Origin of the sequence: Kluyvera ascorbata ATCC 33433 (genome assembly GCF_000735365.1) — a bacterium.
Lineage (GTDB): Bacteria > Pseudomonadota > Gammaproteobacteria > Enterobacterales > Enterobacteriaceae > Kluyvera > Kluyvera ascorbata.
The window spans coordinates 14530-29245 of sequence record NZ_JMPL01000023.1 but is presented as its reverse complement, the minus strand read 5'-3'; the positions used below and the strand labels follow the sequence as shown (position 1 = coordinate 29245).

At 55.1% G+C, this 14716-nt stretch carries 14 protein-coding genes; 2 read left to right on the top strand and 12 right to left on the bottom strand.

The genetic code is table 11. From position 1 onward, the window contains the following. Positions 1–326: 326 nt before the first annotated feature. The 3 genes from yjiA to btsT form a co-directional block, all read right to left on the bottom strand. On the bottom strand, positions 327–1280 hold the full coding sequence (yjiA, locus tag GKAS_RS08370) for a GTPase (protein WP_035893374.1): 954 nt from the start codon (positions 1278–1280) through the stop codon (positions 327–329). Between the two features lie 10 nt (positions 1281–1290). Next, positions 1291–1494, bottom strand: a complete 204-nt coding sequence (locus GKAS_RS08365; protein WP_035893372.1) for a YbdD/YjiX family protein — start codon at positions 1492–1494, stop codon at positions 1291–1293. Positions 1495–1602: 108 nt separating this feature from the next. Next, a complete protein-coding gene (btsT, locus tag GKAS_RS08360; RefSeq protein ID WP_035893371.1) occupies positions 1603–3753 on the bottom strand; it encodes a pyruvate/proton symporter BtsT in 2151 nt (716 codons plus the stop codon). A 297-nt stretch (positions 3754–4050) separates the two neighbouring features. Between btsT and GKAS_RS08355 the strand changes: the two genes are divergently transcribed. Then, on the top strand, positions 4051–5061 hold the full coding sequence (locus GKAS_RS08355; RefSeq protein WP_035893369.1) for an Ldh family oxidoreductase: 1011 nt from the start codon (positions 4051–4053) through the stop codon (positions 5059–5061). A gap of 195 nt (positions 5062–5256) precedes the next feature. Then, positions 5257–6924 carry a methyl-accepting chemotaxis protein gene (tsr, locus tag GKAS_RS08350; RefSeq protein WP_035893368.1) on the top strand — a complete coding sequence of 556 codons (1668 nt, stop codon included), beginning with the start codon at positions 5257–5259 and terminating at the stop codon, positions 6922–6924. Positions 6925–6951: 27 nt separating this feature from the next. Here tsr and GKAS_RS08345 read toward each other — a convergent pair whose 3' ends face one another. The 9 genes from GKAS_RS08345 to GKAS_RS08305 form a co-directional block, all read right to left on the bottom strand. Continuing rightward, positions 6952–7467, bottom strand: coding sequence for a GNAT family N-acetyltransferase (locus tag GKAS_RS08345; RefSeq protein WP_035893366.1), 516 nt, complete (start codon positions 7465–7467; stop codon positions 6952–6954). Positions 7468–7488: 21 nt separating this feature from the next. Further along, entirely contained in the window at positions 7489–7965 is a 477-nt protein-coding gene (locus GKAS_RS08340) for a hypothetical protein (protein ID WP_035893364.1), read from the bottom strand. Beyond that, the gene (locus tag GKAS_RS08335) at positions 7962–8711 is read right to left on the bottom strand and encodes a winged helix-turn-helix domain-containing protein (protein WP_035893363.1); all 750 of its coding nucleotides are present in this window, start codon (positions 8709–8711) and stop codon (positions 7962–7964) included. Before GKAS_RS08335 ends, GKAS_RS08340 begins: the two co-directional genes overlap by 4 nt. A 107-nt stretch (positions 8712–8818) precedes the next feature. Beyond that, complete coding sequence (locus GKAS_RS08330) at positions 8819–9787, bottom strand: Csu type fimbrial protein (protein ID WP_035893362.1); 969 nt, start codon at positions 9785–9787, stop codon at positions 8819–8821. Next, entirely contained in the window at positions 9778–11991 is a 2214-nt protein-coding gene (locus GKAS_RS08325) for a fimbria/pilus outer membrane usher protein (RefSeq protein ID WP_035893360.1), read from the bottom strand. The genes GKAS_RS08330 and GKAS_RS08325 overlap by 10 nt, the downstream gene beginning before the upstream one ends. Next, a complete protein-coding gene (locus GKAS_RS08320; protein WP_035893358.1) occupies positions 11975–12730 on the bottom strand; it encodes a fimbrial biogenesis chaperone in 756 nt (251 codons plus the stop codon). The genes GKAS_RS08325 and GKAS_RS08320 overlap by 17 nt, the downstream gene beginning before the upstream one ends. Before the next feature lie 2 nt (positions 12731–12732). After that, the gene (locus tag GKAS_RS08315; protein ID WP_035893357.1) at positions 12733–13227 is read right to left on the bottom strand and encodes a Csu type fimbrial protein; all 495 of its coding nucleotides are present in this window, start codon (positions 13225–13227) and stop codon (positions 12733–12735) included. 228 nt (positions 13228–13455) lie between these two features. Then, positions 13456–13992, bottom strand: coding sequence for a helix-turn-helix transcriptional regulator (locus GKAS_RS08310; RefSeq protein WP_035893355.1), 537 nt, complete (start codon positions 13990–13992; stop codon positions 13456–13458). Continuing rightward, positions 13989–14630: an EAL domain-containing protein gene (locus GKAS_RS08305; protein ID WP_035893353.1), complete on the bottom strand. Its 642-nt coding sequence runs from the start codon at positions 14628–14630 to the stop codon at positions 13989–13991. Before GKAS_RS08305 ends, GKAS_RS08310 begins: the two co-directional genes overlap by 4 nt. Between the last annotated feature and the right edge of the window lie 86 nt (positions 14631–14716).

The window sequence follows — 14716 nt, the reverse complement described above, 5'->3', positions numbered from 1 at the left end:
CCTTAACAACTGGATTTTACTTCTGCAAATGTGACTCATGTCGATTTTTAATACTGGAATTGTAGTGGGCATGGTATTTTTTTGTTGCTTGTCTGTTTGTTTTTACCAGCGTCAATGATTAGCGTTTTGATGTTTAGCGCCCGTTTAGTTTTTGGCTAAACGTACCTTGAACGGAGCGGGGGATATTGGTTGGCAGTGAATTAATTGTCTTTCTAATAGTTTCCAAAAGTATTCCAATTGTCATGAATAAAAATGGATATTTACATTTCTACGCATTTAATTACCCCTTCCGGGCGGAGGGGGCGTGATTCAGGCAGGGCTACGGGCTATTTTTTCAGGCTGGCGAATGCCGCGCGAATTTCTGCTTCCGGCAGTTGAATGCCAATAAACACCAGCGTGCTGTGCGGCGCTTCATCGCCCCACGGCCTGTCCCAGTCGGCGCTGTACAGACGCTGTACGCCCTGGAAGAGCAGGCGGTTCGGTTCGCCGTCAATCCACAGCATCCCTTTGTAGCGCAGCAGCTTGTCGGCGAAGTCCAGCAGCAGGTTTTCCATCACCCGGGAGACGTCGCTGATATCCACCGGGTAATCCAGTTCGACCACAATCGACGACACGTCGTTTTGCTGGTCGGCCATAAAGTGGAAACGCGGCTTCGAGGTTACGTTCTCTTCCAGCATAAAGCCGTTGGTGTTGAACAGCAGATTCAGGTCGATATCGCCGTGGGTGACGGTGTAAATCGGCGCGCGGGCGTTGATGCGGGCCAGACGCTCGCGCAGCTTTTCGGCCTCACCGGCGACGTCGGTTTTGGTCAGCAGAATACGGTCGGCGTAGCCAACCTGCGACTGGGCGATGGTGAACTGGTTCATCTGCTCGTCGGCATGCACCGCGTCGACCAGCGCAATTACGCCATCCAGCAGATAGCGTTCACACAGCACCTCGTGGGAGAAAAAGGTCTGGATGATGGGGCCGGGGTCGGCCATACCGGTACATTCAATCACCAGGCGGTCGAAACTGATGTTGCCTTGGTCGAGGTTATCGAGCAGGTCTAACAGCGCGTCTTCCAGTTCGTTAGAGCGGGTGCAGCAGATGCAGCCGTTGGTCAGGGTTTTAATCTGCGTGGCGCGGTCGCCAATTAGCTGATCGTCGACGGAGACTTCGCCGAATTCGTTTTCAATCACGGCAATTTTAAAGCCGTGCTGTTCATTGAGGATGTGGCGCAGCAGGGTGGTTTTGCCCGCGCCGAGGAAACCGGTAAGTAGGGTAACTGCAATCGGTGCCATGATGTCTCCTTTAACAGCAGCGCATGCCGCCTTTTCCATCGCCGCCGTAGCGCGCCTGCTGGCGCTCGCGGAAGAACTCTTCGTAGGTCATGTACGGTTTATCCGGATGGTTGGTCTGCATATGTTCGACGTAGTTGTCGTAATCCGGAATGCCAATCAGCATTTTTGCCGCCTGACCGAGGTATTTTTTTGCCTGACCTAAGTTACCAAACATTGTCTCTTCCAGATATGAATAAAGCCGGATGGCGGCTAGCGCCTCATCCGGCCTACATTAATGCACTTTTTGTAGGCCGGATAAGCGCAGCGCCATCCGGCATAGAGGTTAGTGATGTGAAGAGGTCTTCACGCCGCCTTCCGGTACTGGCACATACGGTGTTTCTTTGTCGGTACGTTTATCGCTATTGCGCACCTGCATCCAGGTTTTGAAACCGTAGAAGATGATGCTGTACACCACCACCAGGAACAGAATACTCAGGCCTGCGTTGGTGTAGTTGTTGATAACGATGTGGTTCATGTTAGCAATCTGCTGTGCAGTCAGTTCACCACCAGCAGCAATCTTCTCTTTGTACTGGCTAGCCATGAAGAAGAAGCCTTCCATCTGCGGGTTGGTGCTGAACAGTTTCAGGCCCAGCGCCCAGGTGGTGCAGATCAGCAGCCATACTGCCGGAATGATGGTCACCCACACGTACTTGCTGCGTTTCATTTTCACGAGGATGACGGTACCAAGCACCAGCGCCACGGCGGCCAGCATCTGGTTAGAGATACCGAACAGCGGCCACAGGCTCTTCACGCCGCCCAGTGGGTCGACTACGCCTTGATACAGCAGATAACCCCACAGACCGACACAGCCTGCCGTCGCAACCACGCCAGCGACCAGCGAGTCGGTTTTCTTCAGGAACGGCACGAAATTACCGAGCAAATCTTGCAGCATAAAGCGACCCGCACGGGTACCGGCGTCCAGCGCGGTGAGGATGAACAGCGCTTCGAACAGAATACCGAAGTGGTACCAGAAGCCCATATCCGCCCACGGCAGCACTTTGTGGAACACGTGCGCAATACCCACCGCCAGGGTTGGCGCGCCGCCTGCGCGGTTCAATACGGAAGGCTCGCCGATGTCTTTCGCGGTTTGCAGGATCTGCTCTGGCGAAATCACGAAGCCCCAGGAGCTGACGGTGGCGGCAGCGTGAATGGTCACATCTTTTAGCTGTGCGGCAATTAGCGCCGCGTTCTCGCCGCCCATCTCATGCAGGTTTGGCATGGTGATGCCGAGGCCCGCCGGAGGCGTGTTCATCGCGAAGTAGAGGCCCGGTTCGATGATGGACGCCGCAACCAGCGCCATAATCGCCACGAAGGACTCCATCAGCATCGCGCCATAACCAATCAAGCGCGCATCGTTTTCGTTCGCCAGCAGCTTCGGCGTGGTGCCGGAGGAGATCAGCGCGTGGAAGCCAGAAACGGCGCCACAGGCGATGGTGATAAACAGGAACGGGAACAGCGCGCCTTTCCACAGTGGACCGGTACCGTCGATGTACTGGGTCACGGCTGGCATTTTCAGATCTGGGTTGAGTATCACGATGCCGAGCGCCAGGCCAACGATAACGCCGATTTTCAGGAAGGTCGCGAGGTAGTCGCGTGGTGCCAGAATCAGCCATACCGGCAGCAGAGCAGAGATAAAGGCGTAGCCAATCAGCGCGAAGGTGATGGTGGTGTCTTTAAAGGTCAGCGCCGGGCCCCAGTACGGGTCGTGGGCAATCACGCCGCCGAAGTAGATAGAGGCGACCAGCAGCACGATACCCATCACCGACACTTCGCCGACGCGGCCCGGGCGGATAAAGCGCATGTAGATACCCATAAACAGCGCAATCGGCACGGTGGAGCAGACGGTAAACACGCCCCACGGGCTTTCTGCCAGGGCTTTCACCACGATCAGCGCCAGCACCGCCAGGATGATTATCATAATCAGGAAGCAGCCGAACAGGGCAATGGAGCCCGGCACGCGGCCCATCTCTTCTTTGACCATTTCGCCCAGCGACGAACCGTTACGGCGTGTGGAGATAAACAGCACCATAAAGTCCTGCACCGCGCCCGCGAGCACCACGCCCGCCAGCAGCCAGAGCGTACCCGGCAGGTAGCCCATCTGCGCGGCCAGCACCGGCCCAACCAGCGGGCCTGCACCGGCGATAGCGGCGAAGTGGTGGCCGAACAGCACGTAGCGGTTGGTCGGCACGTAGTTCAGGCCATCGTTGTTAATGACCGCTGGCGTCGCGCGCGTGGGGTCGAGCTTCATCACCTTCTGGGCGATGTACAGGCTGTAGTAGCGGTACGCCACCAGATAAACAGAAACCGACGCGACGACGATCCACAGGGCACTGACGTGCTCACCGCGGCGCAGGGCGACGACCGAGAGGCAAAATGCACCGATGATTCCGAGAATCACCCAGGGTATGTGCTTGAATAGCTTTTTCGTATCCATAGTAAAACCTGGTTCTAATAGGATGAATAATCAGCCGAAGCTGCCGTTGTTTTGAGTTTGGTTTGAGGAGGTATTGACCGTTATGCTGATGACAAGCTTGCCAGAGATACGCGCGCGTAAAGTTGGGTAAATGGGTGAGCGGTTGAAAGCGATGGCTAAGCGGTCAGAAATGACGGTGAGTGGTTTCTATCGTGACGGGATAACGGTGAAAATGTGATGTATATCACTATGTTAAGCTGATTAAATTTCTCGCATCCGTCTACCCTATACGCCAGCCCTACAATATGGAGAACAACAATGACAACTATCAACATCGCGCTCAAGGATGCCTACCAACAGGCTTTCGACGTCCTCATTTCAAACGGGTTTTCAGCCCCTCATGCCGATGCCATTGCGCGCAACGTGACCGCGGGCGAACGCGACGGCTGCGCTTCGCACGGCCTGTGGCGACTGCTGGGCATTGTGGAAACCCTGCGCAAAGGTAAGGTGTCGCCGGATGCGGAGCCAACGGTCGTCGACCAGGCACCTGCAATCGTGAAGGCGGATGCCAACGGGGCGTATTCGCTTTGCGCCTATGAAAAGGCGCTGCCTCTCCTGATTGAAAAGGCCCGCCAGTGCGGGATTGCGGCGCTGGCGATTAACCGCTGCGTGCACTTCTCCGCACTGTTTGCCGACGTGGAACCGCTGACCGACGTAGGGCTGGTGGGTTATGCCTGCACGCCAAGCCACGCGTGGGTGGCCCCGGCGGGCGGCACCCAGCCGCTGTTTGGCACCAACCCGATTGCGTTTGGCTGGCCGCGCGGCGAAAAGCCGCCGTTTATTTTTGATATGGCGACCAGCGCGGCGGCGCGCGGTGAGATTCAGCTGCATCAGCGGGCGGGAAAAGCGATTCCGCAAGGGTGGGGAATTGATAGCGACGGTCAGCCGACCACCGATCCACAGGCGGTGCTGGACGGGGCGATGCTGACCTTCGGCGGCCATAAGGGCTCGGCGCTGGCGGCGATGGTGGAGCTGTTCGCCGGTCCGCTGATTGGCGATATGACCAGCGCCGAATCGCTGGCGTGGGATAACGGCGCGGGCGGCCTGCCGTACGGCGGTGAGCTGATTCTGGCGCTGGACCCGCAGCGTTTCCTGGGCGGTGAGGCCGAGGCGCATCTGGCGCGCGCCGAGACGCTGTTTAGCGGCATGCAATCACAGGGCGCACGATTGCCGGGCGAGCGACGCTATCTGGCGCGTGAGCAAAGTGAGAAGCAGGGGCTGGAAGTGTCCCGCGGACTGTACGATGAGATTTGCGCGCTGCGCGGATAACGAGTCTCCCCGGCGGCGCTCCGCCTGGCCGGACTACCATGTTTCTGTAGCCCGGGCGAGGCGTTTACGCCGACCCCGGGGAATACCGACCACTGATGCAAAATCGTGCCACTACCCGTATTAATAGTCACAATTTCTATAAAGTTTTTCTTTTCCACGCCGAAAACTCGTTATTCGTCCGGAGGAAAGAGAAACATGTTAAAACGTATAAAAATCGTCACTAGCCTTGTGCTGGTTTTGGTGTTGTTTGGCCTGTTACAGCTGGCATCAGGGGGCCTGTTCTTTAACTCTTTAAAGCACGACAAAGAGAACTTCACCATTTTGCAAACCGTGCGTCAGCAGCAGTCAGGGCTGAATGGGAGCTGGGTGGCTTTGCTGCAAACCCGTAACACCCTGAACCGCGCCGGGATCCGATACATGATGGATCAGAACAATATCGGCAGCGGTTCCACCGTTGCTGAACTGATGCAGATTGCCACGAAATCGCTGTCAGAAGCGGAAAAACGCTGGGCTGAGTACGAAGCGATGCCGCGTGACCCGCGTCAAAGCGAAGCCGCGGCGCTGGAAATTCAGCGTAACTACGATATTTACCACGGCGCGCTGGCCGAGCTCATCAAGCTGCTGGGTGCCGGTAAAATCAACGACTTCTTTGACCAGCCGACCCAGGGCTATCAGGACGGTTTTGAGAAGGCTTACGTCAACTATCTGCAGCAGAACGACAGCCTGTACGATCTGGCGGTCAACGACAGCAACGCCTCTTACACTCAGGCCATGTGGATCCTGTTCAGCGTGATGATCGCCGTACTGGCGGTGATTATCTCCGTCTGGCTTGGCGTACGTAAAACGCTTATCGCACCACTGAATCGTTTAATCGACAGCATTCGCCACATTGCGGGCGGTGACCTGGTCAAACGCATCGACGTGGAAAGCGACAACGAAATGGGCGAGCTGGCACATTCTCTGCGTCATATGCAGGGCGAGCTGGCACGTACCGTGGGCGAAGTTCGTCAGGGGGCCGACGCGATTTACAGCGGCGCGAGCGAGATCGCCATGGGTAACAACGACCTTTCTTCACGTACCGAGCAGCAGGCGGCTTCTCTGGAGGAAACGGCAGCGAGTATGGAAGAGCTGACCGCGACCGTGAAGCAGAACGCCGAAAACGCCCGTCAGGCGAGTCATCTGGCGCTGAGCGCGTCGGAAACCGCGCAGAAGGGCGGAAAAGTAGTGGATAACGTGGTGCAAACCATGCGTGATATCACCGCCAGTTCGCAGAAAATTGCCGATATTATCAGCGTGATTGACGGCATTGCCTTCCAGACTAACATTCTGGCGCTGAACGCCGCGGTGGAAGCCGCACGCGCCGGTGAGCAGGGGCGCGGTTTTGCGGTGGTCGCAGGTGAAGTCCGTAACCTGGCGCAGCGCAGCGCCCAGGCAGCGCGGGAAATTAAGAGTCTGATTGAAGACTCGGTAAACCGCGTCGACCTCGGTTCTACGCTGGTAGAAAGCGCGGGCGAAACCATGGATGAAATCGTTAACGCGGTGACCCGCGTGACCGATATTATGGGCGAAATTGCTTCCGCATCGGATGAACAGAGCCGCGGTATCGACCAGGTGGGTCTGGCCGTATCGGAAATGGATCGTGTGACTCAGCAAAACGCTTCGCTGGTGGAAGAGTCCGCCGCCGCCGCCGCCGCGCTGGAAGAACAGGCCAGCCGACTGACTCAGGCGGTTGCCGTATTCCGTATCCAGCAAAGCCAGGCAAGCGCCGCACGCGAACCCGTCAGCGCGGTGAATGCGCCGGTAGCTGGCAGCCTGCGTAAAGCCGCAGCGACCGATACCGGGGAAAACTGGGAAACCTTCTGATATAACATGCGCCTCTGTCCGGGCGCATTAGTTCAGCATCAGGCGCATGGCGCAGCGTGATTCATACGCCATGCCGTGCGCCACTTCCTGCATCAGTTTCTGCCGAAGCGCGGTACTCAGCGAGTCTTCCTGCAGTATCTCAAACCCCATTCGGGCATACCACGGCGCGTTCCAGGGCACATCCCGGAAGGTCGTCAGCGTCAGCGACGTGAAACCTTGTGCCTTAGCCTGTGCGGCGACATAGCTTATAAGCTGGCGGCCTAACCCCAATCCCTGACAGGCCTGATGCACGGATATTTCGACAATAAAGAGCGTTGAACTCTGCGCTTGTGCTAGCAGAAAACCACAGGGTTGATCGTTGTGCTCTACCACCCAGCTCATCTTTTGCTGCGCGTAATGCTGATGGCAATCCACAGAAATGACGGGACCTTGTGCAATCCATTGTAGTCCGGGCGCCTGCTGAAAGCGCTGCCCGGCGGCGCGTTCAATTACAGGTAGTGCGGGAATATCCGCAGAGGTTGTCGGGCGAACGGTATTTATCATGGAAGGAAGTATAGCCCGCCGTTAACCTGCACAAACGAGAATCGGCGAATAAAAATTACTGATAATCATCGCATTATCCGGTGTTTTGCGGATGCTCAACAGCCGTTTCTGGCCCGGGGTAATACCCAGCGCGTATTTTTCAAAGACTCCCGCTGGCACGTTGTCGTGACCAAGCTTTTCAAGTTGCTTGATGTGCAGTTCGTAAAACGTTTCATGTACGTAGTGCCAGTCAAAGCTCTCCTGGCGCGAAACTTTAGCATGTTGCCCATCGTTAAATACTTCGCCGTTCATGTTGATATAGCCGGTGCCATCCGGCGCGAAGTGCATGACCACCATTCCTTCAAATGAAAAATGGTTGTCCTGATGGCTGTCTTTATAGGTAAGGCTGCCCTGACAGGTCATAGAGAGGCGCGTGGTGCTACCTACCCACAGTGACGTCACAAGGATAATCAGCAGGTTAAGTAAGATAAAGCCGAAGAGTCGTTTGTGCTTTTTCACTTTTGCCACTCGTAGTAATAGAGCGTCTGGCAGGCGCTGGCTTTGCCGAGAAACTGGGAGCATTGGGAGAGCACCAGGCGGCCTTCATCGCCATACAGTAAAGGCTCCTGAATATGGGCATAAAAAATGGAGTGATTCAGACAGGAAAAGGCCCCGTCTTTTTGAATCTGCGCGATAAGCTTTTTAGCCTGCTCCCTGAAGACATCCGCCAGCGGCGCGAGGGTATAGACTGGGCAGTTGCCGATATGCTCTAACAAATAGAGATCGGCCTGCTGTTGCCGGTTTTTCCAGACGATCGCCGTGCTGCAAAGCGCCAGTACGATGAGGGTGACTATCGCGTATACGGCGGTGCATTTTCTCGGACGGGGGGCTTTTTCACGCGTTAACACCGGTGGCGCCGGGAGGGGAGTGAGCGGCGTGAGAGTAACATCCGCGCTGAGCATAAACCCGACTTTTGGCACGGTGACAATAAACAGGCTGTCGGGCACCAGCGTGGCGAAAATCTTACGCAAAATACTGATGTACTGATTGAGCGAGTTGCTGGAACCACGCAGCCCGCGCTCGTCCCAGACTTGTTCAAGGAACGTTTCGCGTTCGACCACCATGCCGTGGTGGGCAATCAGCAGATTGAGGATAGTTTGCGCCGTACAGGTTAACACCTGGCTTTCCGGGTCGGGATCGTTTTGTAATGTCAGTGAACCATCCTCGTTGTCATAAACGAGGACGTTCGCGAGCAGATATTTCATGGTTTTCAGGCGATCCGGATCGGGTAAAAAAACGACGTTAACGTAGGTATAGACATTTTAGCTTGATTTGTTATCGGTAACATTGATCCGGCTCGCCCAATTTTTGATTAATAAGTAAGCGTAATCACGACGTCGTCACTGAACAGGCCAGTGCCACTCAGCGTTTGTGGAGGCACGGTGCCGTAGACGGTGAAGTTCTGCACGTTTCCGTCCTCGTGCGTGACCTCCAGCGTGTTGCTGCCCGTCTGCTCTCCCCACGGTATGGTTGTGCCAGCATCCTGCCACAGCGCGTACTGTAGGCACTGATGACTATCGTTACAGAGCTGCCGCTGGCTCCCTGAAGCGTGTTCACCTGCGCTTATCCCCAATGAGTAATGCGTGCCGACCGGGCAGCGGGAGCGAATGGTGGCCGTTGAGGAGATGCGTGACATCAGTGAGGTGCTGTTGACTGTACCGAAATCGAGCGGCGTCACGCTCTGGATAAAACAGCTGTCAGACAGCGTAGCACTGGCGCTGGACGAGTTGTCGATGGCTTCCCCTTCATTCTCGCCATCCTGACAGCCGGGCAGCGAAGCTGTGCTCGTTGCGCTGTTCCAGGTCAGTCTCAAGCCCATCGTATAGTTAAAATAGCTGCGTACCGGCAGGTTGCTCTGCCCGGCCGGTATGGACGCCAGCAGTGGAAACGTCCCGCTGACGACCTGGTTTCCCTCCGCCGTCAGCGAGGTTTGTAGCGCGCGTCCCGATGCCTGTGAGGTCAGTTCCTGGCTGGTATCAAGCGCGCTGTAGAGGCGAAACAGTATCGTGTATTGCTTACCTTCTTCATCGCCGTTTGAGGTCATTTTAAACGGCGAGGTATCTAGGCTGCTCAGGCAGACCTTAAAGTAACGCGTTTCGCCATAATCGGCATAACAGCTGAATTTAACGTTCGCGTGCGTCGTGCTGCCGCTGCCGGTGACCAGCGTGCCAAATGCGGAGGTTTCCCCCTGGGTTATCCAGCAATTTGAGGCGTGAGCGGGGCGGCACAGAAAACCCGCGCAAAGGAGAAGGACTAAGGCGAGGGGGATTTTTAATGACACAGCAAGGTTCCCAGATTGATTGTTGTTCTGCCCTCTACCGCGGGGAGGGCGACTTCACAGCGCCCTGATGGGGTTTGGATTTGCAGTGCGCCAGGCATCGGTGGGCTTTCCAGCCAGATAAAGCCGTCGCGACCGACGATGGATTGGTGATCGCCAAAGGTGACGAGGCTGCCGACGGGCAGTGGCCTGTGCTGTTGATCCACAACCTGGGCACTGACCAGAGATGAGCGATGAACCTGAAAATCGACTTTTACGGCTTCACTCTGCCCGGGCGTTGCGCGCATTTCCGTCAGCGGCGTGACGACTTCAGGCGGCAAATCCAGCGGGTCGAGCGAAATTTTACTCTTTTGATAACGGGGCAAATCCGTCAGCAGTAAGAAGCCGTTGTCATCCGTTTTGCCAGCCGGACGGTTTTCGACCGCAATGGGGACACCGCTGATGCCATCGGTGGTGATGAGCGCAATTCCCTGGCGGTTGTAGCGTAAGGCGTAGGGGTGTGAGTCCAGCAATATGAAGGAACCTTCTCCGCTGAGGTAGCGATTATTGCTTTGATTATCGCGGTCCATACCCACATGCCACTCGCCGTATTGGCTCAGATAGCCAAGGTCAGCGTGCTGCTGTCGGGTGCTGGCGTTATTCTGGCTGACCTGCCATGACCAGCCGCCTGACTGATAATCCGGCTGATGGCGATAGTCCGCGCGCGTTGATTGATTGCTCATCTGCAGTGAAACCGTGTCTTTACGGCCAAGCGGAACCGATAGCATCAGTTGAATCGTTTTGTCGCCAGAGCTCAGCGCATGCGTAAAAGCGAACGTGGTGGAGACGCGGTTGTTAAAGGATTTTGACCAACTGGCATTCAGGTAACGTGCGCTATCCTGTCGCACCCATCCTGCTCCTAGCGTTCCCCAACCTGACAGCGTCTGGCTGAGCCAAATGTTGTCAGTGCGCCTCACCGGCAGGCTACCGGAAAGACGCGCAATATCCGTCCATTGCTCGCTGCTGCGGCTGGTGCTGGCGGCAAGCCCTAGCCCTTGTCCGTTCCACTGGTAGCCGAACCCCCACTTTACGCCTTCTCCCTGCGGGCTTTGGCTGCCCGCAAGATGACTGCTGACAATGCCCGCGAGTGGAGAGAGCAGCCAGTCTCCCGACGCGCCCAGATTATGTACGTCACGGTGTTGTTCGGTGTGGGCGCTGAGGGTCAGACTGTTGTTGAGGCCGTAGCGCCAGCCCGCATCCAGCATGGGTGAGGCGGCGTAGTCGTTTGAACGCTCGGCATAGCGTTGACGCAGCCAACCGATATCCAGCGAACTGCTGCTGATACCCTGTGCCAGCATATTTGGCGCACCATATAAATCGAGCGTAACTTCCCGGCGCTGACCGTTTATATCGGTGATCACCACCTGAGCCTGGCCGCTACCTGAGAAGGTAGGGAGCGTATTGAGTATGTAGTTCCCAGGCGTCACCTGCTGATGGCTTTGTTGCAGCCCATCAATATACAAATCGACCGTAGACGGTAGCGCGACGCTATCGCTGAACGCCGTGCGTGGCGCGGTATTCAGCTGCGGATCGAGTTGAAAATTTCGTGCCAGATGCAGCCCGCCAAATCGCACCTGACGACTCCAGCTCACCCCTGTCGTCACGCTATCGCCAATGGCTATGCTGGCGAGCCAGGTGGGGAAATCATACTGCCAGGTTGTCATGAGCCGGGTATGCGTGGCTGCCTCTGCATTGTCTCCGCGTTGAAAACGGCTATTTGTGCTGTTGCTGAGCTGACCCGGAAGCCAACCGGAGGTCTGGAGCTGGCTCTGTAAGCTGGTTTGCTTGAGCGTGGCGGTTTCACTGGAATAGAGCGAGTAATCCAGCGTGAGATTGCCCATCTCCTCGGCCTGAGGGAGCGCATCGCGGGCATGATTTGGCTGTGCGTCCAGGTGCTGGACATGGGTGAGTTCGCTTTCGGGAAGCGTCAGGGCTAGCTGTTGTTGTAGGCTATCGTAGTTGACATGAATGTGCTTTGCCGTCGAAAGATTAATCCACGACGCGTTCGCTTTCGGCGCTGATATTCCCAGCCTGACGGCATCCTCAGCGCTCATCCACAACGCGCCGTTGTCTACACGGACGGGCCATAGCCCGTCGTACAGATAGCGGTTAACGGTAATGGAGAGATACTGCGTGGATTCAGCGGGCGGCTCAGCGTGGAGCGGCATTGCGATTAACCACAGCAGCAGGATGCACGCTGAGCTGACTGGCTTGAGTATGTTCATTCAGATAAGCGCGCAGAGAGGAGAGCGAATCGCGGTGGCTGCGTTTGAACGGCAGCGCAAACTGTTTTCCTGGAAGCACATACCCTGCCAGACCTGAGAGCGTATCGACGACCTGCCCGTTATCGGCAATGGCCTGGACGTTGCTCATACGGATATGGCTATTGCCCGTGTTCTGACACCACACGCCCTGGTTTTCCTGTTGGCAGGAGAGTTGCGCCGTTTCGTCTACTTTGGTGGGTTCCTGTGGAGCGATAAAGAGCGGTATGGAGTAACGCAAAAGGAAATGGACGCCGTTTTGACTGAGGGCGTTGAGGTGGTCGCGGGGAAGCTCATCAACCAGCAGGCGAAAGCTCTGCTCTTGAGGATGGGCAACGGGATTGAGAACTACAATGCGTACCAACTGGCGCTGCCCAGGCGCTAACGACGTCACCGCTGGGCTACTGACGATTTCATTGGTCAGCGTCAGGACATCTTTTCCTGAGGACTGCGTCCAGTCGTAGACACGAATTTGCGCATGAATAGCCTGGTCCCCGGTATTGGTGAGATACAGCGCGCCGGCGCGTTGGGAGGCCGTAAGATTCAGCATCACCGGCGCTACCTGTAGGGTGGCGCAGTGCGCGTAGTGGGTGAACAAGGAAAGAATGGCCAGCCAGAATAGGGCAAAGAGAGAGAAACGGCGCATGTTTAATACACCAGATTCAGGGTGACATCATCGCTGTACAACCCGGCTTTGGCGTTGGTCAGTGCGCCCGCCTCAATAACGCCGACAATGGTTTCGGATTGTGTTTGCCCAGTGCCGGTGCCTTCAATTCCTCCGCTGGCGTTCACCGGCGTTTTCTTACTTTCGTCAGCATAAAGTTTATAGGCGATGTTTTGTGCCCCAACGCTGCTGTCTTCAGGTTTCAGCCAGAAGGTACCGTCGCTTTCGCTATCGCTGCTTGCCGCTGAAAGGGTAAACGGCGTACCGTTGGTGCACAGCACGCTAAGCTGGGTGGAGGTATTGATTTCACTGGATTCGTCAGAACCGTGACTGGCGAAATTCAGATCGTTGGTCTGCAGCGTACAGGACTTCAATACTTCCAGCGAAACATGCATGGTTGCGGTAGCAGGGCTGTCTGCCAGCGCGGCGTGCGGAATAATGCAAAACAAGCTGAAAATGACGATAGGCATCTTTTTCATAGATAAGCTCCAATAGATAAATTGATGCAGTCATGGAATAAGCATATTTCTGAATGGTATTCGCGCAGATACTAAAATCAGCCCCTACAGAAGGATACTTTTATCCGTTAAATCTCAGCCTATTCCGAATAATGTAATTAAAATGTTCATTGCACGTTTCCGGTTTATTTCCGTCGGGAAACGCCGTGGTAATCTTTACTTCTCATTGCTTATGATTTCTTTAAGTCATTACTGATGCAGTGAACTGTTATTCATTATGCGAATTTTTCGATGTAATTCAGCCAGCGAATTACAGTGAAATTTCGTCATCGCATTGCGGCGATGGGTATAAATTGTCTTCGGTGATTTATGCAGCATATTGGCAATGTCTGAGGGTGAATATCCCATGATTATCAACAAGCAAACGTGGATTTCAGCGTGCGTTAGCGGTGCTTCTCTGCGTAGCGTTCGGCGAAACTCCGGTTTTTTAAGCTGCTGGCTCATCATTTTTAGCGAGAGCTTGTCGCTGAAGACGCAAGCCCGTTCCGGCGGTAGACATTGTTGAACTTCCTCTACCCGATTGTGCTCGGTCACGATCAGCCATTTTGATTCGCTATTATCGTTGAGGATCTTCTCGCGTAATTTAAATACGCTGTCATCGTTCTCTAGATTAAACCATTGGGGCGTTGGGGCAGGGTTAATCATAAAAGGCAGGGCATGCTTTAAACCAAGCCAGAGGAAATAGTTGTTGCTCAAGATAACCAGTTGATACGGTGGGTACATCATGACGATTTATTCCATAAAAATCCCTGGCCATAATTAGCATGTGAATCTCGGGCTAATTGATAGTCGGCAAGGGTTTCAATTCCCTCGACAAGGACTTCATCGGCTATGTTTTTGCATAACCGGGCAAGTTTGAGAAACGGCTCTTTGCATTCGCGACTTGTCCAGAACGCATGTTTATCGATTTTGGCCCCAGAGAAGCGATAATCCTGTTCGACCAGGCAGGGCAGAATGTCGTCATGAACATCATCAGCCCAGACCGCGATACCCATTTCTCGCAGTGCGGCAATACGCATGCGGAGCTGCTGGCTTTCAGCCGGTGAAAGCTGGGGCAGTTGCTCCAGGTCAGTCAGCTCAATTGCAATGTTCTCGAGCGTGCTGCGCTGTTCGCTGAGGCGCTGTAAAAAATCGGGCGTAAGCAGAACATCGGCATTGGCATTCAGGTAGTACTTGCCAGAAGCGGGAGTGCTGAGCACGTGCTTCAGTTGGGCAAAGAAAAGCGTGATCCTGGCTTCCAGCGCCATTGTGCTGAAAAAATGCTCAAGGTTAATTTGCGACGGTGCGGTGGAAAGGACTTCCCAGGCGACGATATTTTCATCATCTAAGAAGCGAATGGATTCGAATTTATACCCTGTGAGCATGATTACGCAGCAATGTTTACCAATAATTTGTGTGTTGGTAAATGCTAGATAATCTTATTTTGTTGGTATATTTATAAATATAAATT